This window comes from Vibrio splendidus, assembly GCF_001557875.1.
Lineage (GTDB): Bacteria > Pseudomonadota > Gammaproteobacteria > Enterobacterales > Vibrionaceae > Vibrio > Vibrio splendidus_F.
Window position 1 is genome coordinate 43,256 of record NZ_LNRF01000011.1, and the last position, 26,305, is coordinate 69,560.

At 44.5% G+C, this 26,305-nt stretch carries 21 protein-coding genes; 15 read left to right on the plus strand and 6 right to left on the minus strand.

Features of this window, described 5'->3' with window-relative positions; translation table 11 throughout:
• Positions 1 to 90: 90 nt before the first annotated feature.
• Complete coding sequence (pgm, locus tag ATB74_RS19940) at positions 91 to 1,737, plus strand: phosphoglucomutase (alpha-D-glucose-1,6-bisphosphate-dependent) (RefSeq protein ID WP_061019537.1); 1,647 nt, start codon at positions 91 to 93, stop codon at positions 1,735 to 1,737.
• Positions 1,738 to 1,858: 121 nt separating this feature from the next.
• On the opposite strand, the gene ATB74_RS19945 is transcribed toward pgm, so the two are convergent.
• Complete coding sequence (locus ATB74_RS19945) at positions 1,859 to 2,617, minus strand: DUF1853 family protein (protein WP_050620939.1); 759 nt, start codon at positions 2,615 to 2,617, stop codon at positions 1,859 to 1,861.
• Between the two features lie 90 nt (positions 2,618 to 2,707).
• Here ATB74_RS19945 and ATB74_RS19950 point away from each other — a divergent pair, with 90 nt between their 5' ends.
• The gene (locus ATB74_RS19950) at positions 2,708 to 3,466 is read left to right on the plus strand and encodes a Nif3-like dinuclear metal center hexameric protein (protein ID WP_061019538.1); all 759 of its coding nucleotides are present in this window, start codon (positions 2,708 to 2,710) and stop codon (positions 3,464 to 3,466) included.
• Positions 3,467 to 3,861: 395 nt separating this feature from the next.
• On the opposite strand, the gene ATB74_RS19955 is transcribed toward ATB74_RS19950, so the two are convergent.
• The gene (locus tag ATB74_RS19955; protein WP_017630646.1) at positions 3,862 to 5,151 is read right to left on the minus strand and encodes a citrate synthase; all 1,290 of its coding nucleotides are present in this window, start codon (positions 5,149 to 5,151) and stop codon (positions 3,862 to 3,864) included.
• A gap of 417 nt (positions 5,152 to 5,568) precedes the next feature.
• Here ATB74_RS19955 and sdhC point away from each other — a divergent pair, with 417 nt between their 5' ends.
• From sdhC to sucD, 8 genes are all read left to right on the plus strand, one after another.
• Positions 5,569 to 5,961 (plus strand): succinate dehydrogenase cytochrome b556 subunit, encoded by a 393-nt coding sequence (gene sdhC, locus ATB74_RS19960; RefSeq protein WP_019820486.1) that lies wholly within the window; start codon positions 5,569 to 5,571, stop codon positions 5,959 to 5,961.
• Positions 5,955 to 6,302 carry a succinate dehydrogenase, hydrophobic membrane anchor protein gene (gene sdhD, locus ATB74_RS19965; protein ID WP_010436768.1) on the plus strand — a complete coding sequence of 116 codons (348 nt, stop codon included), beginning with the start codon at positions 5,955 to 5,957 and terminating at the stop codon, positions 6,300 to 6,302. Before sdhC ends, sdhD begins: the two co-directional genes overlap by 7 nt.
• Positions 6,303 to 8,069: a succinate dehydrogenase flavoprotein subunit gene (gene sdhA / locus ATB74_RS19970; protein ID WP_048606450.1), complete on the plus strand. Its 1,767-nt coding sequence runs from the start codon at positions 6,303 to 6,305 to the stop codon at positions 8,067 to 8,069.
• Positions 8,070 to 8,081: 12 nt separating this feature from the next.
• Positions 8,082 to 8,795: a succinate dehydrogenase iron-sulfur subunit gene (locus ATB74_RS19975; RefSeq protein WP_010436773.1), complete on the plus strand. Its 714-nt coding sequence runs from the start codon at positions 8,082 to 8,084 to the stop codon at positions 8,793 to 8,795.
• Between the two features lie 97 nt (positions 8,796 to 8,892).
• Positions 8,893 to 11,709 carry a 2-oxoglutarate dehydrogenase E1 component gene (gene sucA, locus ATB74_RS19980; protein WP_061019539.1) on the plus strand — a complete coding sequence of 939 codons (2,817 nt, stop codon included), beginning with the start codon at positions 8,893 to 8,895 and terminating at the stop codon, positions 11,707 to 11,709.
• A 21-nt stretch (positions 11,710 to 11,730) separates the two neighbouring features.
• Positions 11,731 to 12,939, plus strand: coding sequence for a 2-oxoglutarate dehydrogenase complex dihydrolipoyllysine-residue succinyltransferase (odhB, locus tag ATB74_RS19985; protein WP_009847318.1), 1,209 nt, complete (start codon positions 11,731 to 11,733; stop codon positions 12,937 to 12,939).
• 206 nt (positions 12,940 to 13,145) lie between these two features.
• A complete protein-coding gene (gene sucC / locus ATB74_RS19990) occupies positions 13,146 to 14,312 on the plus strand; it encodes an ADP-forming succinate--CoA ligase subunit beta (RefSeq protein WP_010436793.1) in 1,167 nt (388 codons plus the stop codon).
• On the plus strand, positions 14,312 to 15,184 hold the full coding sequence (gene sucD, locus ATB74_RS19995) for a succinate--CoA ligase subunit alpha (protein WP_004734209.1): 873 nt from the start codon (positions 14,312 to 14,314) through the stop codon (positions 15,182 to 15,184). The genes sucC and sucD overlap by 1 nt, the downstream gene beginning before the upstream one ends.
• A 115-nt stretch (positions 15,185 to 15,299) precedes the next feature.
• On the opposite strand, the gene znuB is transcribed toward sucD, so the two are convergent.
• Both znuB and znuC read right to left on the minus strand, forming a co-directional pair.
• Positions 15,300 to 16,085 (minus strand): zinc ABC transporter permease subunit ZnuB, encoded by a 786-nt coding sequence (gene znuB, locus ATB74_RS20000; RefSeq protein ID WP_060982218.1) that lies wholly within the window; start codon positions 16,083 to 16,085, stop codon positions 15,300 to 15,302.
• On the minus strand, positions 16,085 to 16,864 hold the full coding sequence (gene znuC, locus ATB74_RS20005; protein WP_061019540.1) for a zinc ABC transporter ATP-binding protein ZnuC: 780 nt from the start codon (positions 16,862 to 16,864) through the stop codon (positions 16,085 to 16,087). Before znuC ends, znuB begins: the two co-directional genes overlap by 1 nt.
• An 83-nt stretch (positions 16,865 to 16,947) precedes the next feature.
• On the opposite strand from znuC, the gene znuA reads away from it, so the two are divergent.
• From znuA to ATB74_RS20030, 5 genes are all read left to right on the plus strand, one after another.
• A complete protein-coding gene (gene znuA / locus ATB74_RS20010) occupies positions 16,948 to 17,832 on the plus strand; it encodes a zinc ABC transporter substrate-binding protein ZnuA (protein WP_061019541.1) in 885 nt (294 codons plus the stop codon).
• Positions 17,833 to 18,079: 247 nt separating this feature from the next.
• Entirely contained in the window at positions 18,080 to 21,463 is a 3,384-nt protein-coding gene (locus ATB74_RS20015; protein ID WP_061019566.1) for a helix-turn-helix domain-containing protein, read from the plus strand.
• Between the two features lie 644 nt (positions 21,464 to 22,107).
• Positions 22,108 to 22,329, plus strand: coding sequence for a FeoA family protein (locus tag ATB74_RS20020; RefSeq protein ID WP_060982221.1), 222 nt, complete (start codon positions 22,108 to 22,110; stop codon positions 22,327 to 22,329).
• Entirely contained in the window at positions 22,330 to 24,603 is a 2,274-nt protein-coding gene (gene feoB, locus ATB74_RS20025) for a Fe(2+) transporter permease subunit FeoB (RefSeq protein ID WP_060982222.1), read from the plus strand.
• Positions 24,600 to 24,830, plus strand: a complete 231-nt coding sequence (locus ATB74_RS20030) for a FeoC-like transcriptional regulator (protein WP_061019542.1) — start codon at positions 24,600 to 24,602, stop codon at positions 24,828 to 24,830. Before feoB ends, ATB74_RS20030 begins: the two co-directional genes overlap by 4 nt.
• 66 nt (positions 24,831 to 24,896) lie before the next feature.
• Here the strand turns inward: ATB74_RS20030 and ATB74_RS20035 are convergent, their stop codons facing one another.
• Together ATB74_RS20035 and ATB74_RS20040 are read right to left on the minus strand one after the other, a co-directional pair.
• The gene (locus ATB74_RS20035; RefSeq protein ID WP_060982224.1) at positions 24,897 to 25,424 is read right to left on the minus strand and encodes a YqhA family protein; all 528 of its coding nucleotides are present in this window, start codon (positions 25,422 to 25,424) and stop codon (positions 24,897 to 24,899) included.
• Positions 25,425 to 25,561: 137 nt separating this feature from the next.
• Positions 25,562 to 25,990 carry an HIT family protein gene (locus tag ATB74_RS20040; RefSeq protein WP_060982225.1) on the minus strand — a complete coding sequence of 143 codons (429 nt, stop codon included), beginning with the start codon at positions 25,988 to 25,990 and terminating at the stop codon, positions 25,562 to 25,564.
• Positions 25,991 to 26,305: the final 315 nt, after the last annotated feature.

The following is a 26,305-nucleotide window of genomic DNA, read 5'->3' on the forward strand; positions in this document are numbered from 1 at the left end:
AAATCTGATTTAAACCTCATAATATCCATGGATAAGAAGATATTATGAGGTTTTTTTGTTTTTAAATTTTATATATAAGGATGTCGAAAAATGGCTATGCACCCTCGTGCTGGGCAGAAAGCTCAGCAGGAAGATCTTCATAATATCCCGGCTTTAGTTGCGAACTATTTCTTACAGCAACCGGATGCTACTAACCCAGATCACAAAGTACTTTTCGGTACTTCAGGTCACCGCGGTACAGCAGACAAATCAACATTTAACGAAAACCACATTCTAGCGATTGCACAAGCGGTTGCTGAGGTTCGTGCCGAACAAGGTACAACTGGCCCTCTTTTTTTAGGTAAAGATACTCACGCGCTGTCTGAGCCTGCATTCTCTACGGTTATCGAAGTGCTTGTAGCGAACGGTGTTGAAGTTATTATTCAAGAAAACAATGGCTTTACTCCAACACCTGGTATCTCGCACGCGATTCTTACTCACAACCTAGTGAATGACAAAAAAGCCGACGGCATTGTTATCACGCCTTCGCATAACCCACCTCAAGACGGCGGTATCAAATACAACCCGACGCACGGTGGCCCGGCTGAAGCTGAACTTACTCAAGCGATTGAAGACCGTGCGAACGTGATTATTGCTGAGCAAATGCAAGGTGTTAAGCGTACTCCTATCGCACAAGCTAAACAGTCTGATCTAGTAAAAGAAGTCGACTTAGTTGCGCCATACGTCGCTGATTTGGTTAACGTCGTGGATATGGAAGCGATCCAGAAAGCAAACATCAAAATTGGTGTGGATCCACTAGGCGGAAGCGGTATCGATTACTGGCGTCAAATTGGTAAAGCGTACAACCTAGATCTTACTTTGGTAAGTGAAGCGGTTGACCCTTCATTCCAATTCATGTCTCTAGATAAAGATGGTGTGGTTCGTATGGACTGTTCTTCTCCATACGCAATGGCAGGCTTATTGGCGCTTAAAGACGAGTACGCTTTAGCATTTGGTAACGACCCAGATTACGATCGCCACGGTATCGTGACACCTAAAGGCTTGATGAATCCAAACCACTTCTTAGCGGTTTGTATTGATTACCTATACCGTAACCGTGAAGGTTGGGGTAAAGACGTTGCAGTTGGTAAGACACTGGTATCAAGCGCATTGATTGACCGTGTTGTTGCTGACTTAGGTCGCGAACTTTGTGAAGTGCCAGTTGGTTTCAAATGGTTCGTTGATGGTCTATACAACGGCCAGTTTGGTTTTGGTGGTGAAGAGAGTGCAGGTGCTTCTTTCTTACGTAAAGACGGTACGCCTTGGTCAACAGATAAAGATGGCCTGATTCTTTGCCTACTTGCGGCTGAGATCACTGCTGTGACAGGTAAGAACCCACAAGAATACTACGAAGAACTTGCCGCTAAACACGGTGAATCTAAGTACAATCGTATTCAAGCGGTAGCAAATGGCGCACAAAAAGACGTGCTTAAAAAGCTATCTCCAGAGATGGTTTCTGCTGAGACGCTGGCTGGTGATGCAATTACTGCACGCCTAACACACGCTCCAGGTAATGGCGCTGCGATTGGTGGCCTGAAAGTGACAACTGAAAACGGTTGGTTTGCTGCGCGTCCATCAGGTACTGAAGACATCTACAAGATCTACTGTGAAAGCTTTAAAGGTGAAGAGCACCTGAAAGCAATTGAAGCAGAAGCTCAAGAGATTGTTAACCAAGTATTTGCAGCCGCTGGCCTATAATCAAATCTCGATTACTAGAGTTGCTAGGTAAATAGAAGAAGGGTTGATGTGAAAGCATCAACCCTTTTTATTTGTGCTGGTTTCGTATAATTGGGAAAGGTAACTGAGTTAGCTCAGACGACTAACCGTGTGGCCAGCTTTGTGGCATCACAAACCAGAATTGCCCCGACTTTGTTTGCCCATGGACGAAGCGATCACCGAATTCGGTGATAGGTTCACAGGTGAAGTCATCAGTGCCAGCTGCCCATTGCTCTTTGGTGAGTGGATACAGTGGTTCACTGATTAAATGAGCCTGATCTTGATAGCACCAAAAGCCGCTTACTTGGCTTGGGTTAATGTCGTAGCCCAAGCATTTTGTCGGTACGTTTTGCTCTAAAAATGGGTTGGTATATAGACGACCTTGCATCAGTAAGTGCTTTGAGTCGACATCGATCTCTGGATATTGATCAACAAAGGCGGCCGAAGAGGACATTTCGAGCTGGTGGCTGAGCATCCTGTCGAGTTTCTTATCCAATTGGTCGTGAGAGTTGGGTCCAAACCATGTTTGTTCGTGGAGCAGATAAAACTTAATCGCCACTTCCCAATGTTCTAGCTTTTGGCTGCTCTCTTCTTCAAGAATAAAGTCGATTGCACCGAGAGTTCTGCCTTCCACATTGATCTGAATCTCGTCGTGCTTTATCGAGTAATTCGGTGAGGCAGTGATCACTTGTTCACATAGATGTTGGTAGAGGAAACCTAATCTAGGATTACCATCATAAGTATGTGATGAGTCGATGGCATGGTGGCTAGAGAATGCACTGAGATCCGAAATCGGTGGCTTGATTTCTAGTAATGGCGGTGAGTCGATGACCCATTGGTAAAAACGTTGCAGTGCTGTCATCTCTTCCTCATAAACTCATCGTGGGGCTTTCGACATTCTACCCGTAAATTGATATAACGACGTTATTATAAAGGTAAGCTGGAAAGAAAAATGAATAACTTACAATTAGAAAAGCTACTTAACGAAAAACTGCAGCCACAGCAGATTAAAGATTACTGTCCTAATGGCCTTCAAGTTGAAGGTGCAACAGAAGTGAAGCGAATTGTTACTGGTGTAACAGCTTCTCAAGCCTTGATTGATAGAGCGGTAGAGCTGAACGCAGACGCTTTGTTAGTCCATCACGGCTTTTTCTGGAAAGGCGAGTCAGAAGCGATTCGTGGCATGAAGGGCAAGCGTATTCGTACCCTGATTAAAAATGACATCAACCTGTTAGGTTATCACTTGCCGCTTGATATCCACCCTGAACTTGGTAACAACGCAAAATTGGCGGAGTTACTTGAGATAGAAGTCGAAGGCGGTTTGGAAGGGCACCCACAATCGGTTGCTATGTTTGGTAAATTAAAAGCGCCAATGACAGGTACTGAATTTGCAGCAAAAATCGATCAAGTTCTGAATCGTAAACCACTGCATATCGCTCCAGAAAACCAAGACAAAATGATTACGACTGTCGGTTGGTGTACCGGTGGCGGCCAAGATTACATTGAGTTAGCGGCTTCTCAAGGTATTGATGCATTTATCTCTGGTGAAATTTCAGAACGCACTACTTACTCAGCACGTGAGCAAGACATTCATTATTTTGCTGCTGGCCACCATGCGACTGAGCGATACGGTGTAAAAGCGCTAGGTGAATGGTTAGCGAAAGAGCATGGTTTGGATGTTGAGTTTATTGATATCGATAATCCGGTATAAGAACAGATGCCAGATAAGGGATACGAGTCGAGAGTATGCATCATTTTCTAGAATTGAGCAGGTAACCTGTATAGTTGATCTGCTCGCTTAAGAAGATCCCCAACTCACTCGTCCCTCGCTCTTGGGGATGACGAGTAACTATAAATTTGTATCCTTTGATGAGGCGGGCTAATTAGAGCTCTAATGGACTCTACTTAGAGAGTTCATAAGTAATTCGTCATTTCCTAGACTGACGGAGGAAAGAGTAGGGAATCCCTGAAAGCTTGTCGATGCAATTAATGAGATCCCCAACTCGCTCGTCCCTCACTCTTGAGGATGACGGAGTTAAGGGCATATAAAAGAAAAGGGGTTGATGTTCTCACATCAACCCCTTTTAACATTATGATTTATTGCAACTATTCACGTTCGTGAAGTGCTTTAAAGTCACGTTGTTCTTCACCAGTATACAGCTGACGAGGACGACCAATACGGTTCGTCGGATCGCTGTGCATTTCGTTCCAGTGAGCAATCCAACCGATGGTACGAGACATCGCGAAGATTACTGTAAACATAGATACTGGAATACCGATTGCTTTCAGAATGATACCTGAGTAGAAATCTACGTTCGGGTATAGCTTCTTAGAAACAAAGTACTCATCAGAAAGAGCGATACGCTCAAGTTCCATTGCTACGTCTAGTAGTGGATCTTGGATGTTTAGCTCTTTAAGTACTTCGTGACACGCTTCGCGCATTACTGTTGCACGTGGATCGTAGTTCTTGTAAACACGGTGACCGAAGCCCATCAAACGGAATGGGTCATCTTTGTCTTTTGCTTTCGCAACGTATTCTTCAATGTTATCTACGCTACCGATCTCTTCAAGCATGCGCAGACAAGCTTCGTTTGCACCGCCGTGAGCTGGGCCCCAAAGTGATGCGATACCTGCTGCGATACACGCAAACGGGTTAGCACCAGATGAACCAGCAAGACGCACTGTAGACGTAGAAGCGTTCTGTTCGTGGTCAGCGTGTAGAGTAAAGATTTTATCCATTGCACGAGCAACGATAGGGTTCACTTCATACTCTTCACATGGGTTTGCAAACATCATGTGTAAGAAGTTTTCTGCGTAGCCTAGGTCGTTACGTGGGTAGATAAACGGCTGACCGATTGAATATTTGTAACACATTGCAGCCAGTGTTGGCATTTTTGAAATCAGGCGGTATGCCGCAATTTCACGGTGTGTATCGTTGTTGATATCAAGTGAGTCGTGGTAGAACGCCGCTAAAGCGCCTACAACACCACACATTACAGCCATAGGGTGAGCGTCACGACGGAAGCCGTGGAAGAAACTAGCGATTTGCTCATGCACCATAGTGTGACGTGTCACGGTAGTCTTGAACTTTTCGTACTCAGCTCGAGATGGGGCTTCACCGTAAAGAAGTATGTAACATACTTCTAAGTAATCAGCGTTATTGGCAAGTTGGTCAATTGGATAACCACGATGTAAAAGGATACCTTTTCCACCGTCAATAAAAGTGATTTGAGACTCACAGGATGCAGTGGCAAGAAAACCAGGGTCAAAAGTGAAAAAACCATTAGAACCTAGTGTACGAACATCGATCACTGGAGTACCAAGTACACCTTCTGTAATCGGCAGCTCGATTGGCGCTTGACCTTCAATGTGAAGGGTAGCTTTCTTATCCGCCATAACAATCTCCTTTGTTTATTATTTAATCCGTCCAGGATGTTTATGTGCCATTTTTTTACTGGTCTTACGTGGGAAAGTCAATTTTTCTGAAGCTTTGTGTGCACTTGTTAGTGTTTTTTACATTAAATTCGTTAAAAATCTGGTCTGTGTAGCATTATTTGTTACATCAATTGTATTAGAATGTTGCCAGCCGTATAGTGGCGCTGAAAAGTTTGGTTAAAACCTTATAAATGCAAGGCTAAGAAGAAATGTGAGGTGTCTTTCTTAATCGAGCAGTTAACAATTATTTTACAATTATCTAAGGCTCAACTTCAGTTATTTGTTAAGTTAATGTTAAATTTTGAAGGTTTGCAATCAAATTTTGTCCATAACAATATCATAAGGTTATTTAATGACCATAATGCTCAATGGAGCTGAGTGAGCAAGCCCGTGAAAGAAAGAAAGACAAGACCTGTTAATTTAGATTTACAGACCATCCACTTTCCAATCACAGCAATAGCTTCCATCCTACACCGTGTGTCTGGGGTGATAACTTTTGTCGCGATTGGAATTTTGCTTTGGTTACTATCCATTTCCCTCTCATCCCCAGTAGGCTTTATGGAAGCTAGCGACATTGTCGATGGTTTCTTCGTGAAGTTTATTCTGTGGGGCATTTTAACCGCTTTGGCTTACCACATTGCTGGTGGTATTCGTCACCTTCTTATGGACCTTGGTCACTTTGAAGAGCTGGAATCTGGCGCTAAGAGCGCTAAGGTTGCATTCGCAGCAACAGCGGTATTGTCTCTACTAGCGGGGATCTTAGTATGGTAAACAACGTTTCTACTTTTGGTCGTAATGGTGTTCATGATTATTTACTGATTCGTGCAACTGCCATCATTATGACGCTTTACACTATCTACCTAGTGAGCTTCTGTGCTTTCTCTGGTGATATCTCTTACGCATCTTGGACGCAATTCTTTGGTGGAACCTTCACTAAAGTCTTCACCATGTTAGCGCTTACTTCTGTTTTGGTTCACGCGTGGATCGGCCTATGGCAAGTACTAACTGACTACATCAAATGCGCAAAACTGCGTGTTGGTCTTCAAGTCGGTGTTGTTGCAGTTCTTCTTGGATATTTCTTCTCTGGTCTGTTTATTTTGTGGGGTGCGTAAGTGACTATTCCTGTTCGTGAGTTTGATGCCGTAGTTATCGGCGCTGGTGGTGCAGGTATGCGTGCCGCACTGCAAATTTCTGAGCAAGGCCTTTCTTGTGCATTGCTTTCTAAAGTTTTCCCTACTCGTTCTCATACGGTTTCAGCGCAAGGCGGCATCACTGTTGCTCTTGGTAACGCGCATGAAGACCATTGGGAACAACATATGTATGACACAGTAAAAGGTTCTGATTACATCGGTGACCAAGACGCTATCGAATACATGTGTAAAAACGGTCCTGAGTCGGTAATCGAACTTGAAAAAATGGGCCTACCTTTCTCTCGTTTTGAGAACGGTACTATTTACCAGCGTCCTTTCGGTGGTCAATCTAAAAACTTTGGTGGTGAGCAAGCGGCTCGTACCGCAGCTGCAGCCGACCGTACTGGTCACGCACTGCTTCATACGCTTTACCAACAAAACATTAAACACAAAACGACCGTTTTCTCTGAGTGGTATGCACTGGATCTTGTGAAGAACGAAGATGGTGCAATCTTAGGTACAACCGCGCTTTGTATGGAAACTGGCGAAGTTTGCTACTTCAAAGCGAAGGCAACAATCCTTGCTACTGGTGGTGCTGGTCGTATCTACGCTTCGACAACTAACGCACACATTAACACTGGTGACGGTGTTGGTATGGCGATTCGTGCTGGCGTTCCTATGCAAGATATCGAAATGTGGCAGTTCCACCCAACGGGTATTGCTGGCGCAGGTGTTCTTGTAACAGAAGGTTGTCGTGGTGAAGGTGGTTACCTTCTCAATAAAGACGGCGAACGCTTCATGGAACGTTACGCACCAAACGCTAAAGACTTAGCGGGTCGTGATGTTGTCGCTCGTTCAATGATGGTTGAAATCCGTGAAGGTCGCGGCTGCGATGGTCCTTGGGGTCCACACATTAAGCTTAAGCTTGATCACCTAGGTAAAGAGACACTTGAATCTCGTCTTCCTGGTGTATGTGAACTTTCTCGTACCTTTGCTCACGTTGATCCAGTGAAAGAGCCAATCCCAGTAATCCCAACATGTCACTACATGATGGGTGGTGTTCCAACACAAGTTTCTGGTCAAGCTATTAAGCAAACGGAAGACGGCAGCGATGTTGAAATCCAAGGTCTATTTGCTTGTGGTGAAATCGCATCAGTTTCAGTACATGGTGCCAATCGTCTAGGTGGTAACTCACTGCTTGATTTGGTGGTATTTGGTCGTGCGACAGGTCTACACCTAGGTGAGACACTGAAGAAGCAAGACGAAGCTAAGCCTGCAACTGAAGCTGACATTGAGCGTTCACTAGAGCGTTACAACCGTTGGGAAAACAGCACAGACGGCGAAGATCCAGCGCAAATCCGTAAAGATCTTCAGCAATGTATGCAGAACAACTTCTCAGTATTCCGCGAAGGCAAAGCAATGGCTGAAGGCCTAGAAGAGCTTAAAGCAATTCGCGAGCGTCTGAAGAATGCACACCTATCTGATAAGTCTACAGAGTTCAACACTCAACGTATCGAGTGTCTAGAGCTCGAAAACTTGATGGAAACGGCATTCGCAACGGCTGTTGCTGCAAACTTCCGTACAGAGAGCCGTGGCGCACACGCTCGATTCGATTTCCCTGACCGTGATGATGAGCAATGGCTATGCCACTCACTTTACAACCCAGAGTCAGAGAGCATGACTAAGCGTGGTGTAAACATGGAACCTATCCATCGTGAAGCGTTCCCACCAAAAGCACGTACGTACTAAGGAGATATGACCATGAAACTGAATTTCTCTTTATACCGTTACAATCCAGATGTCGACCAGAAGCCTTATATGAAGGAATACACTCTAGAAGTGGATGAAGGTTCAGACATGATGCTTTTGGATGCGCTGATTCTGTTGAAAGAGCAAGATCCAACAATCTCGTTCCGTCGCTCATGCCGTGAAGGTGTATGTGGCTCGGATGGTTTGAACATGAACGGTAAGAATGGCCTAGCGTGTATCACGCCATTGTCTGCGCTTTCGGGCCAAGACAAGATTGTGATTCGCCCACTGCCTGGCTTACCTGTTGTTCGTGACCTGATTGTAGACATGACTCAGTTCTACGATAACTACGAAAAAGTGAAGCCATTTTTAGTGTCTGATGGCAATGTGCCACCGGCTCGTGAAAACTTACAAAGCCCTGATGAGCGTGCTCATTTAGATGGATTGTACGAATGTATCATGTGTGCATGTTGTACAACGTCATGCCCATCGTTCTGGTGGAACCCTGACAAATTCATCGGACCAGCAGGCCTGCTTGCAGCGTACCGTTGGCTAATTGATAGCCGAGATACAGCGACAGACGAACGTTTGTCCGATCTTGATGATGCATTTAGCGTTTTTCGTTGCCATGGCATCATGAATTGTGTAAGTGTTTGTCCTAAGGGATTAAATCCGACGAAAGCAATTGGTCATATTAAGACCATGCTAGTGAATCGTTCGGTTTAAGTTATATAAAAATTGCCGCCCTAGAAGTTTTGGGGCGGCCTTTTAATAGCTCGGCATAGACCGCAGCAAACGTGAAAACTACTGGTTAAGGGAAAATATGCACAACGGCGTGATGAAGGCATGGCTCGAGTCTTCACACTTGGCTGGCGCCAATGCAACGTACGTAGAAGAACTCTATGAACTGTATCTAAGTGACCCCGATTCGGTAAGTGACGAATGGAGAAGTGTTTTTGAAGAACTGCCTGTGCAAGCTTCAGAGACAGTGGAACAACCACACTCTCGTGTTCGTGAATACTTCCGTCGACTCGCTCAAGAAACAAAGCATTACAGTGTCCAAGTTAGTGATCCAGATGTCGATGCGAAACAAGTAAAGGTTCTGCAACTTATTAATGCCTATCGATTCCGAGGGCATCAAGCAGCAAATTTAGACCCCCTAGGTTTATGGAAAAGAGCGACAGTCGATGAACTGGAGCCTTCTTTCCACACTCTTACCGAAGATGACCTCAATGAGACGTTTAACGTCGGCTCTTATGCGATTGGCCAAGAGACGATGGTGCTTAAAGATCTCTACAAATCTCTAAAGCAAACTTATTGTGGCTCTATTGGTGCTGAATACATGCACATGACAAATACAGAGCAAAAACGTTGGATTCAACAACGTTTAGAGTCTGTATCTGGTCAACCTTCTTTCAATAAAGAAGAAAAGCAAGCTTTCCTAGAAGAGCTAACTGCTGCTGAAGGCCTTGAGCGCTATCTTGGTGCGAAATTCCCGGGCGCAAAACGCTTCTCACTGGAAGGTGGTGATGCACTTATCCCAATGACGAAAGAGATCATTCGTCATGCTGGTGGACAAGGCATGCGTGAAGTTGTTGTTGGTATGGCTCACCGTGGTCGTCTAAACATGTTGGTCAACGTGCTTGGTAAAAAGCCACAAGACCTGTTTGATGAGTTTGCGGGCAAACACGATGACACGTGGGGTACGGGTGATGTGAAATACCACCAAGGTTTCTCTGCGGATTTCGCAACGCCAGGCGGCAACGTTCACTTAGCATTAGCATTTAACCCATCTCACTTAGAAATCGTAAACCCGGTAGTTATCGGCTCAGTACGTGCACGTCAAGATCGCCTTGGTGATAATGACGGTAGCCGTGTACTTCCAATTACTATCCACGGTGACTCAGCTATCGCTGGTCAGGGTGTAGTACAAGAGACGTTTAACATGTCTCAAGCGCGTGGTTTCTGTGTTGGTGGTACGGTTCGTATCGTTGTAAACAACCAAGTTGGTTTTACAACGTCTAACCCTCGCGATACACGCTCTACGATGTACTGTACCGATATCGCGAAGATGGTTCAGGCTCCGATTTTCCACGTTAACTCTGATGATCCAGAAGCGGTTGCGTTCGTTGCGCGTCTTGCATTGGATTACCGTAATACGTTTAAGCGTGATGTTGTTATTGATTTGGTTTGTTACCGTCGCCACGGTCACAATGAAGCCGATGAGCCGAATGCAACACAGCCTTTGATGTACCAAAAAATCAAGAAGCACCCAACGCCACGTAAGCTTTATGCTGACGTGCTAATGGAGCGCGGTGAGTTTGGTATTGATACGGCAACTCAACTCGTTAACGAATATCGTGATGCACTTGATCACGGTGAAGTTGTAGTTAAAGAGTGGCGTCCAATGGCACTTCACTCAGTAGACTGGTCTCCTTACCTAGGTCACGACTGGAACATCGAGTGGGATAACAAGATTGATATCGAGCGCCTCAAAGAGCTTGGTACCAAACTTTGCCAATACCCAGACAGCCACAAGCTGCAAAGCCGAGTAAATAAACTGTACAACGATCGTACTGCCATGGTGAATGGTGAGAAACAAGTCGATTGGGGTATGGCTGAAACTCTGGCATACGCAACACTTGTTGACGACGGTAAGCGTATTCGTATCTCTGGCCAAGATTCAGGTCGTGGTACGTTCTTCCACCGTCACTCAGTACTGCACAATCAATCAGATGCAAGCACGTATGTTCCTCTTGCGAACATTCACGATAAACAAGGGCCATTCCAAGTGTTTGACTCTGTGTTATCTGAAGAAGCGGTACTCGCATTTGAGTATGGTTATGCAACAGCAGAGCCAAGCGGTCTAACCCTTTGGGAAGCACAATTTGGTGACTTCGCAAACGGTGCACAAGTTGTTATCGACCAATTCATTTCATCAGGTGAGCAAAAGTGGGCACGTCTATGTGGTCTAACTATGCTGCTTCCTCACGGTTATGAAGGTCAAGGCCCAGAGCACTCTTCTGCACGTCTTGAGCGTTACCTTCAGTTATGTGCTGAACAAAATATGCAGGTTGTTGTTCCTTCAACACCGGCACAGGTTTACCACATGATTCGCCGTCAGGTTGTTCGACCAATGCGTCGTCCTCTGATCGTAATGTCACCTAAGTCATTGCTTCGTCACCCTCTGTGTACTTCTTCTCTTGAAGATTTGGCAGAAGGCACGTTCCAACCAGCTATCGCAGAAATTGATGATCTGGCACCAGAGAACGTAAAACGCGTCGTGTTCTGTTCAGGTAAGGTTTACTTTGACCTGCTTGACCAACGACGTAAGAACGAGCAAGACGATGTCGCTATTGTACGTATTGAACAACTCTACCCGTTCCCTTATGAGGACGTGAGAGCTGCCATCGCACAGTACACAAATGTAGTCGATTACGTTTGGTGTCAAGAAGAGCCACAAAACCAAGGTGCTTGGTACAGTAGCCAACATAATTTCCGAGCTGCTATCCCAGTAGGTGCTGATATTCAATACGCAGGTCGCCCTGCATCAGCATCACCAGCTGTTGGCTATATGTCAGTACACTTGAAACAACAAAAAGCGTTAGTTGACGACGCTTTGACCCTACTTAAGAACTAGAAGTAAAAGGAAAATACGCACATGACAATTGAAATTCTGGTTCCAGATTTACCTGAATCTGTGGCTGATGCAACAGTTGCTACTTGGCACAAAAAACCGGGCGAAGCGGTTGCACGTGATGAAGTCATTGTAGATATCGAAACAGATAAAGTAGTTCTAGAAGTACCGGCTCCTGAAGCGGGTGTTCTGGAAGCTATCATCGAAGAAGAGGGTGCTACGGTACTTTCTAAACAGCTTCTGGCTAAAATCAAGCCGGGTGCTGTCGCTGGTGAACCAACGAAAGATACCACTGAAGATACAGAAGCATCTCCTGATAAGCGCCATAAAGCAGCGCTAACAGAAGAGAGCAACGACGCACTGAGCCCTGCTGTTCGTCGTCTACTTGCTGAGCACAACCTACAACCAGCTGATGTTAAAGGCACTGGTGTTGGTGGTCGTATTACTCGTGAAGACATCGACGCACACCTAGCAGCAGCGAAAGCGGCTCCGGCAGCAGCATCAGCACCAGCAGTTGAAGCGCCAGCAGCGGCTCGTAGCCAAAAACGCGTGCCTATGACTCGCCTACGTAAGACAGTTGCAAACCGTCTTCTTGAAGCGAAAAACAGCACAGCAATGCTGACTACTTTCAACGAAGTGAACATGAAGCCAATCATGGATCTTCGTAAGCAGTACAAAGACCAATTCGAGAAGCGTCACGATACGCGTCTTGGTTTCATGTCTTTCTACGTGAAAGCAGTAACAGAAGCACTGAAGCGCTTCCCAGAAGTGAACGCTTCTATCGATGGTACAGATATCGTTTACCACAACTACTTCGACATCAGCATGGCGGTATCTACGCCACGTGGTCTAGTGACTCCAGTACTGAAAGACTGTGACACACTAGGTTTCGCTGATATCGAAAAAGGCATCAAAGAGCTAGCAATCAAAGGCCGTGATGGCAAGCTAACTGTTGACGAACTGATGGGCGGCAACTTCACTATCACAAACGGTGGCGTATTTGGTTCTCTAATGTCTACGCCAATCATCAACCCGCCTCAAGCGGCAATTTTGGGTATGCACAAAATCCAAGACCGTCCAATGGCCGTTGATGGCAAGGTAGAGATTCTGCCAATGATGTACCTAGCGCTTTCTTACGACCACCGTCTAATCGACGGCCGTGAATCAGTTGGCTTCCTAGTGACCATCAAAGAGCTTCTAGAAGATCCTGCACGTCTGCTATTAGACGTTTAGTATCGCTAAAACGTCTAGTTAACCCAGTTAGCTAGACGTAAAAAGTTTCAAAGGCTAGGCTGCTCAACGTCTGGCCTTCACTTGAACTGTAAAGCCATTAGAAAATGGACAGCAGTTGATTTGAGAAGACCCTACAGACGTAACACAGGAAACTGTGTCGTTATGGAAATAATAATCCCTTAAGGGAAAATAAACGGAATATCAAAATGAATTTGCATGAATACCAAGCCAAACAGCTGTTTGCAGAATTCGGTTTGCCTGTACCAGAAGGTTTCGCATGTGATACTGCACAAGAAGCTTTCGAAGCTGCAGGTCGTATCAGTACAGCCAAGAAAGTTGTTAAGTGTCAAGTGCACGCTGGTGGCCGCGGTAAAGCGGGCGGCGTAGAACTACATGACACCAAAGAAGGCGTTAAAGAGTTTGCACAAAAGTGGCTAGGTAAAAACCTAGTGACTTACCAAACAGACGCTAATGGTCAGCCTGTAACAAAGATCCTAGTTGAAGAAGCATCAAACATTGCTAACGAACTTTATCTAGGTGCTGTTGTTGACCGCGCAACGCGTAAAATTGTATTCATGGCGTCAACTGAAGGCGGTGTGGACATTGAGAAAATCGCTGAAGAAACTCCAGAGTTGATTCACCAATCAGCGATCGACCCTCTAGTCGGCCCTCAAGCTTACCAAGGCCGTGAACTTGCGTTCAAACTTGGTCTAGTTGGCGATCAAATTAAACAGTTCGTTAAGATCTTCATGGGTCTTGGCCAAATGTTCTCTCAGTACGACCTAGCGCTACTAGAAATCAACCCGCTTGTAATTACTGGCGAAGGCAACCTGCTTTGTCTTGACGGCAAGATCAACATTGACTCAAACGCAATGTACCGTCAGCCAAAGCTTCGTGAAATGCACGATCCTTCACAAGAAGACGAGCGCGAAGCACACGCAGCACAGTGGGAACTGAACTACGTAGCACTAGATGGTAACGTTGGCTGTATGGTTAACGGTGCAGGCCTTGCTATGGGTACGATGGATATCGTAAACCTACACGGCGGCAAGCCAGCAAACTTCCTTGATGTAGGCGGCGGCGCGACCAAAGAGCGTGTAGCTGAAGCATTCAAGATCATCCTTTCTGATGACAATGTTAAAGCAGTACTAGTAAACATTTTCGGTGGCATCGTTCGTTGTGACATGATCGCTGAAGGTATTATCGGTGCAGTTAAAGAAGTCGGCGTAACAGTTCCTGTAGTTGTTCGTCTAGAAGGTACCAACGCAGACCTAGGTCGCGAAGTACTTGCTAATTCTGATGTTGATATCATTGCAGCTGAATCTCTAACAGATGCTGCTCAGAAAGTTGTTGCTGCTGCGGAGGCTAAATAATGTCTGTATTAATTAACAAAGACACTAAAGTAATCTGTCAGGGTTTCACTGGCGGTCAAGGTACATTCCACTCAGACCAAGCGATCGCATACGGTACGCAAATGGTTGGTGGTGTTTCACCTGGTAAAGGTGGTCAAACTCACCTAGGCCTTCCAGTATTCAACACAGTACGTGAAGCAGTAGAAGTAACTGGCGCAACTGCAACAGTTATCTACGTACCAGCTCCTTTCTGTAAAGATGCAATCCTAGAAGCGATTGATGCAGGTATCGAACTGATCGTAACGATCACTGAAGGTATCCCTACAACAGATATGATCGACGTTAAAGTGAAGCTAGAAGAAACTGGCGTTCGCATGATCGGTCCTAACTGTCCGGGTCTTATCACTCCAGACGAGTGTAAGATTGGTATCATGCCTGGTCACATTCACAAGAAGGGTAAAGTAGGTATCGTATCTCGTTCAGGTACCCTGACGTACGAAGCAGTTAAGCAAACAACAGATGAAGGCTTTGGTCAGTCTACATGTGTTGGTATCGGTGGTGACCCTATCCCAGGTTCAAACTTCATTGATATCCTAAAACTTTTCCAAGAAGACCCAGAAACTGAAGCAATCGTAATGATTGGTGAAATCGGTGGTACTGCGGAAGAAGAAGCGGCTGAGTTCATCAAAGCAAATGTAACTAAGCCAGTTGTATCTTACATCGCTGGTGTTACTGCTCCTCCGGGCAAACGTATGGGCCACGCAGGCGCAATCATCTCTGGCGGTAAAGGTACTGCTGAAGATAAATTCGCAGCACTAGAAGCAGCAGGCGTTAAGACTGTTAAGTCTCTTGCTGACATCGGTAAAGGCCTACGTGAAATCACGGGTTGGTAATCAGCTGGCTTTTATCGATTGAGATAGATGTTAACTGAACGATATTAAAAAGGCTTGGTCACTGACCAAGCCTTTTTTGTATGTATTCAATGATACGAGATCGTACTGCTAAGTGCTAAGCTCGGCTTCTAACCATTTGAGATAGCATAAACATTGCTGTAGCACTAATCACAACCGATGGACCAGCGGGTGTGTCATAGAACCAAGACAAGCTTAGCCCTCCGAACACTGCGATAGAGCCAATAATTGATGCAAGGAAGGCCATCTGCTCAGGTGTGCTCGAGAACTTCCTTGCCGTTGCTGCAGGAATAATCAGTAGCGATGTCATGATTAACGCACCCACAAATTTCATACCGACAGCAATCACGATACCGACAAGCAGCATCAAAATCAGACGCATTAAATCAATGTTGATGCCGTCAACCGCCGCGAGATCTTCATTAACCGTCGTTGAAAGCAGCGGTCGCCAAAAGATAGCAAGCACTAATCCAATCACAGCCGCACCCGCATAGATGAACACTAAATCAGTCGGTGATACTGCAAGTAAGTCGCCAAATAAATAGCTCATTAGGTCGACACGAACATTGTCCAAGAAGCTAACGGCTACAAGACCCAAAGATAGTGCGCTGTGTGCCAAAATACCGAGTAGGGTATCGGTAGCGACTAGCTTTTGTTTTTGTAACGTCACGAGCAACACGGCCAGCATCAAACAACAAATCAGCAGTGCGAAATACAAGTTGATGTTAAACAGAAAGCCAAGCGCTAAGCCCATCAAAGAGGCATGAGCAAGCGTATCGCCAAAGTAGGCCATCTTTCGCCACACCACAAAAGAGCCTAATGGCCCCGCGATAAGAGCAATGCCCAAGCCAGCTAAAATAGAGGGAAGAAGAAACTCAAGCATTAGTGATGTCCGTGTTTATGATTTGAACACTCATGAGCACCGCCTTTTACTGGTTGGCCTGCCAGATCATGATGATGATGTTCATGTTGGTGATGATAAAACGCTAGTGTCTCTTGAGTCGCGGTACCGAAGAGCGCAATATACGACGGATGATGTTTGATGTCTGCAGGTGCGCCTGAGCAACAGATATGATGATGCAAACAGATAACATCGTCTGTTTTGGCCATCACCAGATGCAGATCATGTGAAACCATAAACACCGCACAACCAAAACGGTGACGAATGGTGTCAATGAGATCATAAAGGTCTATTTGCCCTTGCACGTCAACGCCTTGAGCCGGTTCATCAAGAACCAGTAGGTCTGGTCTTCTTAGTAATGAACGGGCAATCAGTACGCGCTGGTTTTCACCACCAGACAGCTGGTGCATGTTGCTCTTTTGCAGATGTTCAGCACCCACGAGCTTCAATGCCTCAAGGATCTCTTGCTGACTGAACTTGCCAGTGAGCTTTAGAAAACGCTCTACATTGAGCGGTAGTGAATCGTTGAGCTTTAATTTTTGTGGTACATAGCCAATTTTCAGTTTTTTAGCTTTTGTTATTGTGCCTGAAAATTTGGTTTGTAAACCCAGTACTACTTTTACTAATGTCGACTTTCCTGCACCGTTTGGCCCAATGAGGGTGGTGATCCTGCCGCGCTCTAAATTTAGAGAGATGTTGTCTAGAACTTTTCGACCGTCAAATTCGACGCTCACAGAATCTAGTTGGATTAAGTTATCCATGAATAGAACTCATTTGCAATTCGCTAATGTTATAATGTAACATTTACCTCAAGCCTAAGCTACTTTTCTATTATCGAGGGATTATGTCACGTTCATCTTTTATACTTGCTACTTTGCTTTTAGCGCCAAGTGTCGCAAGTGCCAATACTATTCTAACAAGCTTTAAACCGATTCAAATGATTGTGACAGAATTAACGCAAGGCGTTAGTGAGCCGGATGTGCTAATGAACAGTAATGCTTCGCCGCACGATTATGCGCTTAAGCCATCGGATGTCAAAAAAGTTCATAGTGCCGATATGGTTATCTGGTTTGGTCCTGACCTAGAAGCCTTTTTGACTAAGGTGATTGGTTCAAAAGAAAACGTTATCAAGATCAGTGAGATTCCAGGAATTAACTTGCGAGAGTTTGGCCATGAAGACCACGATGCTCATGAAGGGCACCATCATGGTAGCCATGATCCACACTTTTGGTTGGGAATCGATCAGGTTGAAGTCGCTGCGAAATATATTTCAGCTAAGCTGACTGAAACTGATCCAGATAATGCAATGGCGTATCAAGAAAACCTAGATTCATTCTTGATTGCTCTGAATGAAAAGAAGCAATCAATCAATGAACAGCTTGCGCCAGTAAAAGACAAAGGTTACTACGTTTTCCATGACGCCTATGGTTACTACGAACAAGAATTTGGTCTGAACAATTTAGGCTATTTCACTGTGAGCCCAGATCGCAAACCGGGTGCAAAAAGCCTGATTGCGATTAAGAAAACGATCGTGCGAGAAAATGTTCAGTGTGTGTTTTCTGAGCCTCAGTTTACACCTGCTGTGATTGAATCTGTGACTCGTGGAAGTAGTGCTAAGCAAGGCCAATTAGACCCTGTTGGTTCTAGTGTTGAAGTGAAGAGCGGAAGTTATTTCGAATTTCTTCAGCAACTTACTGATAGCTACACAAGCTGTTTGAGTGCGAAGTAATTAATAACCAGTATTCCTTACGACACTTTCCTCTCGTTAATTTCTGAATGATGCCGCTTTTTGCGGCATTTTCGTGACCGCTAAGATAAAACCTTCCAACAAATAGCAAACCTCCTTTCTCCTTTGATAATTTCAGCTAAAATAGAAAGATAATAATAAGCACAAAAAAACTCAATTTTTGGTTAAGCTGTGATAAGACGTTGTGGATACCAAAATTTCATGTGTTGTTGCTGTTCAGGATGAAAAGTTGTATCGAATTATCTTCAAAATGTTCATCTTAATGAGCATTTCATTTAGCGTTCTAGCGGTAAATACCTCACCCTCCGTTTTTTATCCTTTGCCCGTTCAAGCGCAAGGGAATTTCCTTGCGGCTAAAAACTTGTACTTGGGTGCCGGAGGCGGGCTTTGGGTTCATGATGTGCATGGAAAAGTACTCTTTTACGACGGCCGAACTCTATTCCCTCGCAAGGGTAGCTTGCTGCAATTTTCTTCTGAAAGCGTCGCGTTTCTTAACGATGAGTTTTGGACCTTTTTCGATAATGAGGTGTACCGACATAGCCCTGGTATTGGCAACGAATTGGCGTTTAGTTTAAGTCCCGGTGCTGAGATTGCGAATATTGGCGCATCCGGTGATTATATTTGGGTGACCGATGGCAGTAATTTTTATACCTATAATACTCAATCTTTAGAGTTCAACACTTACTCTTTACTCAAACTGTACCGTTACAACAATAGCAGTGACATTGCGATAAATGACGCTGAGTGGGTTTTGTCAAAGTGGGTATTGGCGACCAGTTCAGGCGTTTATCTTTCAGATAATCAAGAGTTTACTCATGTCAGTGCATCAGAAAAAAATCATATAGAGACCGTTTATTTTTCGAATGCTCGACGTGAGTTAGTGATTGGCACTTTAAATGGTGCTGTGATTGTCAATCTCGCGAATCCAGATAAAGAGACTATCGTCAGAGGGTCACATGTTCTTTCGCTTACCGAAACTTCGGATCAGTATTGGATCGGCACAGAGCATGGCCTTATTAGCTACAACTTTATTACGGGCCAAATTACTCGATTTGAACAAGCCTCTAATCAAGACTTCTCGTTACCGGGAGAGAAAATATACTCGTTGATCAACGACCATGCTGGTGGGATGTGGATCGCGACAAACAACGGTATCCGATATTTCTCACTGTTCAGTAAGACTTTCTCGAGAACGCCATTAACGGGGATGGGCATGCATTCGAGTAGTGTGGTGATCAACAAAGTACTGCCTGTCAATGAACAGTTATCTTGGGTTGCATCCTCAACGGGTCTCTATTTAGTTGACTCTCAAAGTGAAGATAACCCAATCCGTGTTTACTCCAACCCTGTTAAGGATTTTGAGATCTTTGGCACTTCAATTTGGTTGGCTACCGAAGAAGGCATTATTAGTTTTAATACTAATACGTTAGAGCCTGAAATTCTCGACTTACCTAGACCGATTGAAGGGGTACATGTTGAGAATTTTGCGCTTCAGGCTGATAACGTTCTTTGGATGACCTCAGGGCAGAGTCTCTATTCGTTATCAATCGAAGCCATGAAGTTGACGGGGTATGGTACTGACTGGTTAGTCGACAAATTTTTGCCTGCGAAGATCACCGATCTCAATATAGGCTTACAAGGTCGTATTTACATAGGAACAGACCACGGTTTCTATTCGTTTATTGATAAGCGAATTAGTTTTAGTCGCTCAAGCGAACGTTTTGGTAAAGTCGTCGATATTGAAAAAGCGAAAGATGGATCTCAATGGTTTGCGAGCAGTTATGGTGTGTATCGAATCCCTTTTGACGGCTCCGCGATTCAAGAGATCCCACTTGTTGAAGACAATATCAGCCCGAACTGCCTGGTAAGTGATGACAATGGTGTGTGGTTAGGTTCCTCAAAAGGTATCAGTTATTACGGATTGGATGGTCAGCTGCATAAACATATAGGTTCACCATTTGGCTTGATCACCAATGAACTTGCGGCAGGTGCATGTGCTCTGTTTTACAATGAAGAGAGCCAATCTTCGAGGCTTATTTTCGGCTCAAAGTATGGTGTAGTCAGTGCGTTGTCTAACGAGTTACTGGTATCAACAACACCTCATAGTCGTGCTTTGCTGAGTAAGATAAGTGTCGATCAACATACTGTATCACTTGGCGGGAAAACGGCAGATTTGAGTGAGATTCCTTATGGTTCATCGATAGGATTTAAGCTAGGCATCTTACCGGCGACATTCGCGCCTGCGATGGAGTACCGGCTGAACGACAATGAGCCTTGGAGTGAGTTTGAAGGGGGCCTATTAACACTCGATCACTTGCTTCCAGGGGATTACACGCTTGAGGTTGAGCCGGTTAAAGACTCTCATTATCGCTTTGTGTCAACAAGCCAAAGCTTTTCGATTGCGGAACCTTGGTATCTCACTAATTGGGCTGCAGCAAGTTCTCTGATACTACTGATTGGTGTCGTGACTATCTTGGTCTTTTGGCGTTCGCGTTATGTCACTTTTGCCAACAGGCACTTAAAAGCGCAAGTTGCATTGAAGACGGACCAATTGAGGCACCAAAGCCGGATACTACTTGCGACCAATCAACAGCTTAAAAAGCAGCTATCGGTTAAGAATGCACTTGTGTCTCACACTGCAAATGAACTTTCTTCTGAAGTTAATCATATTGCAGCGATGCTCCCTAATTGGAATGATGAACAAGGGAAGTATCCAATCTTAACGTTGAAAAATGGTTTGGCTCAATTGAGTAATAGCCCTCAAGGAGAGGGGCTGGTTTGTTACGATATAATTTTAATCTTAGAAGCGGTACTCAAAGCTTGGCAGGATGATTTAGCCAAAGCTGGCATTGAACTGGATATTAAAGTCGAAACAAAACAACGATATGTAAGCTTGCCGTATTTTAATCTCGATATTATTTTCAACAGCTTAGTCGCGAGCATCATCAAGAGAAACTTTAAATCACAAAGTATGGTGGTTCTGGTTGAAGAAGTGAAAGAACACCTTGTAGTTACGATTCGAGATCATGGGATGCCTTTTCCTAAATTAGTTTCAAGTATGAGCGACAACACTGGTAAGTCGACTGATCTAAACATCGAGAAATTACCTCTATTGATGAATCAGAGCGGGGGGGAGTTGAACGCCTTTGTTTCTGACTCTCAAAATAAGGTTCAGCTTTCGTGGCCGATTGAATATCAAGTGTTCGACAATCTTGAAGCATGCACAATCGAGCAGATTGAAACCATTAAGCTTGCTACCTCGACGCAAGAGCAACAAAGGCTTAGTGCTGAACAGGAGTGGAAAAATAAGGTGTCGCAGCTTGTGAGTGAACACTACGCTGATGCTGAGTTTAGTACTGCATCAGTTGCTAAGTGCTTGTTCATGTCGGAGAGAAGTCTTCAGAGACGCTTTAAATTGGCTTATAACAAGACCTTTAAAGAGCATTTGAATGAAGTGCGCCTAGAGCATGCTTGCGAACGATTACTTGCTGGGGAGAAGATCTCAGATGTCGCGTTTGACTCGGGCTTCAATGACCCGTCTTACTTCAGTCAAAGGTTTAAACACCACTTTGGCATGTCTCCATCCAAGTTTGCTGAAAACAACGAAGAGTAGCGCGCAGCAGATATTCTGCTAGAACATAGATAAATATACTTTAGCCTCGACATTCGTGTCGGGGCTTTTTTATGCTTCTACGAGATACGAGATACGAGATACGAGATACGAGATACGAGATACGAGATACGAGATACGAGATACGAGATACGAGATATAACGATAGTAGGAGGAGTTTAAAAAGGTTTGTGGGGTATAACAAAAGGAAGAAAAAAAATATCGTGGCATAGCCGGGGGGACTATACCACGGGTGTCAATGACACCTTCGCTTGCTGCCGGAGTGATATGGCGAGCCACATCACCTCTGGAATAAAATTAAAGAGAAGGAATTTCTCTTCGATGGAGTAACTATACGTTCAGGTACTTATTTTACTTATAAAATTAACGACAGATGCCTATGAGAAAACCGACATTATCTTAAGTGATTGATAAGTAATGATTTATTGTTGGCTGGGTGGTTTTGTACTAGTGAGGTAGTTCTCGTGGGTTGTTGAAAGTAACGTTTTTGACGTAAACGTTTTTAACGAAATTTACGAGTGTGTATTTTCGAAAACATTGATTTCACACAATAGAATTGTGGGCATGTATGTGTATCATAGCGTTAATAACAATCTTTCTCATTATCAGTCACGAATTGGGTACTTATGAAACTCTCACAACTAGAGCAAGGAAAGCAGGCTTCTATTGTTGCATTAACAGGTTTAACACCTGACGTAAGAAAAAAACTTATGGTCATGGGTATGTTGCCAAAAACCGAGGTGACGCTTATCCGCCGCGCGCCGATGGGTGATCCGCTTCAAGTTGAAGTGAGAGGTGTTTCTATCGCCATTCGTGAAAGCATTGCAGAACAAATCGAGGTTATCTAAATGGATTATCAAGTTCTTACCGTTGGTAACCCGAATAGTGGTAAAACAACACTGTTCAATGCACTGACTGGTGCCAAGCAGCATGTTGGTAACTGGGTTGGTGTAACCGTAGAAAAGAAAACGGGTTTGTACTCACACGCAGGTGACCAGTTTCAGCTAACGGATTTACCGGGTATCTACGCACTAGACAGTGGTAATGATGCGAACAGCATCGATGAATCTATCGCGTCTCGCGCTGTTCTAACTCATCCAGCAGATGTGATCATCAATGTTGTCGACGCAAGCTGTTTAGAGCGAAGCTTGTACATGACATTACAGCTACGTGAATTGGGTCGCCCAATGATCGTTGTGTTGAACAAAATGGATGTATTAAAGCGTGAGCGTCAGGTGATTAACCTTAAAGCGCTAGAGAAAGAGCTAGGTTGTCCAGTTCTAAGCTTGTCTGCAAACGACAAAGGTCAAGTGGTTCGCTTTAAAGAGCGTCTGCATAAACTGCTTGTTCAAGGTGTGAGCCTTGACCCTATCTCAATTGATTACGATGCCGCGTTAGAAGCGCTTATCCCTTCTGTTGAGTCACAATTTGATGATGCTGACGTATCTCATCGAGCGCTAGCGATTCGTGCTTTAGAAAATGATTACTTGGTATTGAATGGACTGGCTCCACAAACTCGCACTCAAATTGACAGTGTGCGCCTTGGTGCCGATTTCGATATTGACCTTGCTGTTGCTGACGCTAAATACACTTTCTTACATGACCTTTGTAAACGTGTTCGTCGCAGCGAAGGCAAACTAAGCCGTAACTTTACCGAGAAAGCAGATCAGTTCATTTTGAACAAATGGGTCGGTATTCCTTTCTTCTTCGTCATTATGTACTTAATGTTCATGTTCTCTATTAATATCGGTAGTGCGTTTATCGACTTCTTTGATATTGGTGTTGGTGCAATATTAGTCGATGGTGGACACCACTTATTAGATGGTCATTTACCCGTTTGGCTTGTAACCATACTTGCAGATGGTATCGGCGGTGGTATTCAAACGGTTGCGACCTTTATTCCGGTTATTGCAGCGCTTTACCTATTCTTGGCGGTGCTAGAAAGCTCGGGCTACATGGCTCGTGCTGCATTTGTTCTGGATAAAGTGATGCAGAAGATTGGCTTACCAGGCAAAGCGTTTGTACCACTGGTACTTGGTTTTGGCTGTAACGTGCCTTCAATCATGGCGACCCGCACTCTTGACCAAGAGCGTGAGCGTAAGTTGGCTGCATCCATGGCGCCGTTTATGTCATGTGGTGCTCGTTTACCGGTATACGCACTGTTCGCAGCGGCGTTCTTCCCAGGTGCAGGACAAAACGTAGTATTCGCTCTGTACATCATGGGTATCGTTGCTTCTGTATTTACAGGTCTGTTCCTGAAAAACACGATCTACCCAGGGAGCAGTGATAGCTTAGTGATGGAAATGCCAGATTACGAGTTGCCGACAGTGCAAAACGTAATGCTGAAAACTTGGCAGAAGCTGAAGCGTTTCGTACTTGGCGCAGGTAAAACAATCGTGATGGTTGTGGCTATTCTTAGCTTCCTAAACTCTCTAGGTATGGACGGTAGCTTTGGTAACGAAGACAGCGAAAATTCAGTACTTTCTAAGGCAGCTCAAGTTGTGACTCCTGTATTCCAACCAATTGGTATAACAGAAGAAAACTGGCCAGCAACGGTAGGTATCATTACTGGTATCTTCGCGAAAGAAGCGGTAGTAGGTACGTTGAATAGCCTTTACACAACACCTTCTGATGAAGAAGCTGCTGAGTTTGATTTAGCAGCTAGCTTACAAGAAGCGGTGATGACGATCCCTGAAAACCTATCAGGCTTGAGTTACTCGGATCCCCTAGGTATTGAAGTTGGTGACTTAAGCGATTCTGGTGCCGTTGCTGAAGAGCAAGAGGTTGATTCATCTATCTTTGGTAACCTGAAAGACAAATTCGTTTCTGGTCATGCTGCATTTGCTTACTTAATCCTTATCCTACTTTACACGCCTTGTGTGGCAGCGATGGGTGCTTACGTTCGTGAATTTGGTCAAATGTTTGCACGCTTTATTGCGGTTTGGACAATGGCGCTTGGCTACTTTGGTGCGACTTTCTATTACCAAGCTGCAAACTTTGCAGCACACCCTGTGACAAGTTCAGTGTGGATGGTAGTGATTGCTGGTGGCTTTGTGATCACCTACCGTGTGTTCAAGAAAGTTGGCAGTAAGCAAAAAGCATTAGAGGTACAAGTCGTATGATTTTAACCGAACTTCATCAGTACATTGACAGCCACGGTGTTGCGGCTCGTAAAAAGATTGCAGCGAAATTTGGTATGAGTGAAGATGGCGTGGATGCGATGTTGAGTGTATGGGTCAAGAAGGGCAAAGTATCTCGCTTGGTCGATACTAACAAACATGGTCATACGACACGTGTTCGCTACACCATCAGTAAACAAGATGGTTTATCGCTGAATGTGATGATGTAGTTTGGAAAATATCTAATAAAAAACCGCAGCTTATGAGCTGCGGTTTTTTTGTTTGTGCTTATCTATTTAGGACTCTTTGGTTCCGCCTAGGCCGAGAACTTTAAGACCGATACTAAGTAACAGTATTGATACAGGCAGGACAAGTATGTCCCATCCGATACTGTCGAAGTTGACGAGTACGAGCTCCAAAAACTTCACGAATAGAATGATGATAATCACTTCAGCCAAAATGTTTTTCAGATGGCCAATGTTGGGTGTTTTTATCCAGTTAAGCACTTTGTTCTTTTTTAGCTGTTCATCATTTTTTGCCGCGTCACTTTTGTTTGAGATGAATAAAGTGAATACACCGTGAGAAAAGATGAAAAGCACAAAAGCAATCAGAAATGTATCTAGGGACTTAATTAAGTATGAGATCGCGATGTCTGTGGTGTCTAGATGTGCCAGTGATTCTGGCGGTACCTGGTTGAGCATAAAGATCGCAAAAGCAGAGTAGGTTTTGGTTGCTCCCATAAAAAACAAAAGCAGTGAAGCAAGCATAGAACAGATGATGGCGATCCAGCTGATATGACGAAATAAGTTGAAGGTTTGTTTCATGGTGCTCTCTCTATGTTGTGTGCAAGAGAGTATACGCAGGAGTGTGCGTTGTGATAATCGGGTGTTTTTGTTAATTATTATTACACATTGGTAATAATGGTAATGCCTAGAGACTAGGCATTACCGAAACCAGAAAACTAAGCTTTCTTGAAGATTGAGCTTAGTGACAGAACATTCTGAATGCGACTTAAGATAGCAGCTTGGTCTTCTTCACTACGCTGTTCGCCTTTGGTATTGCCCCATACTGGGCCAGGCCATGCGATGTCGTTTTTAAAGCGTGCAATATGGTGGATGTGCAGTTGTGGCACCATGTTACCCAATGCGCCTAGGTTCAATTTGTCTGGTTGGAACGTGGCTTCTAGTGCTTGGCTTACCGCCTGAGATTCATGTAGGAACTGCTGTTGTTCTTTCATTGGTAAGTGGTGTAACTCTTTCAGGTTGGCACGTTTTGGTACTAAGATAACCCAAGGCACAGCACTGTCTTTGCTTAGTAGTGCTAGGCTCAGTGGAAATTCGCCAATAATAGTGGTGTCTTTTGCCAATTGAGGATGAAGTTCGAAGCTCATGATCTTTCCAATTAATTGTTTTACATGAGTATAAGGGCGGAGTTTGAATGTGGCTAGAGCTTACGTTCTCAATAAGCAGATTCCCTATCACGTTCGTGCCTCACTGTAGGGAATGACGTTTGGGGAAAGTAATAACGATTTGGTGTGGCTTGATGGCGCATCATTGATGCTGTTTTGGGTCCACAACACCTATTCTCGTCATCTCCTAGAGCGATGAAGGAGCGTAATAGGAGATCTCTTGCTGTGTAGGTTAGCTAATCACATAGATAGTCGATTAAATAAACTTTTAGATAAAACAAAAGGTTGGCGCTTTCA

Bases quoted from the DNA above. Each gene is read 5' to 3' on its own strand.
- ATB74_RS20030 (WP_061019542.1), top strand. From the start codon at position 24,600: ATGATTTTAACCGAACTTCATCAGTACATTGACAGCCACGGTGTTGCG.
- sdhD (WP_010436768.1), top strand. From the start codon at position 5,955: ATGGTAAACAACGTTTCTACTTTTGGTCGTAATGGTGTTCATGATTAT.
- ATB74_RS19945 (WP_050620939.1), bottom strand. From the start codon at position 2,617: ATGACAGCACTGCAACGTTTTTACCAATGGGTCATCGACTCACCGCCA.
- sucC (WP_010436793.1), top strand. From the start codon at position 13,146: ATGAATTTGCATGAATACCAAGCCAAACAGCTGTTTGCAGAATTCGGT.
- ATB74_RS19975 (WP_010436773.1), top strand. From the start codon at position 8,082: ATGAAACTGAATTTCTCTTTATACCGTTACAATCCAGATGTCGACCAG.
- odhB (WP_009847318.1), top strand. From the start codon at position 11,731: ATGACAATTGAAATTCTGGTTCCAGATTTACCTGAATCTGTGGCTGAT.
- feoB (WP_060982222.1), top strand. From the start codon at position 22,330: ATGGATTATCAAGTTCTTACCGTTGGTAACCCGAATAGTGGTAAAACA.
- pgm (WP_061019537.1), top strand. From the start codon at position 91: ATGGCTATGCACCCTCGTGCTGGGCAGAAAGCTCAGCAGGAAGATCTT.
- ATB74_RS20035 (WP_060982224.1), bottom strand. From the start codon at position 25,424: ATGAAACAAACCTTCAACTTATTTCGTCATATCAGCTGGATCGCCATC.
- ATB74_RS19955 (WP_017630646.1), bottom strand. From the start codon at position 5,151: ATGGCGGATAAGAAAGCTACCCTTCACATTGAAGGTCAAGCGCCAATC.
- sucD (WP_004734209.1), top strand. From the start codon at position 14,312: ATGTCTGTATTAATTAACAAAGACACTAAAGTAATCTGTCAGGGTTTC.
- znuC (WP_061019540.1), bottom strand. From the start codon at position 16,864: ATGGATAACTTAATCCAACTAGATTCTGTGAGCGTCGAATTTGACGGT.
- sucA (WP_061019539.1), top strand. From the start codon at position 8,893: ATGCACAACGGCGTGATGAAGGCATGGCTCGAGTCTTCACACTTGGCT.
- ATB74_RS19950 (WP_061019538.1), top strand. From the start codon at position 2,708: ATGAATAACTTACAATTAGAAAAGCTACTTAACGAAAAACTGCAGCCA.
- znuB (WP_060982218.1), bottom strand. From the start codon at position 16,085: ATGCTTGAGTTTCTTCTTCCCTCTATTTTAGCTGGCTTGGGCATTGCT.
- ATB74_RS20020 (WP_060982221.1), top strand. From the start codon at position 22,108: ATGAAACTCTCACAACTAGAGCAAGGAAAGCAGGCTTCTATTGTTGCA.
- ATB74_RS20040 (WP_060982225.1), bottom strand. From the start codon at position 25,990: ATGAGCTTCGAACTTCATCCTCAATTGGCAAAAGACACCACTATTATT.
- znuA (WP_061019541.1), top strand. From the start codon at position 16,948: ATGTCACGTTCATCTTTTATACTTGCTACTTTGCTTTTAGCGCCAAGT.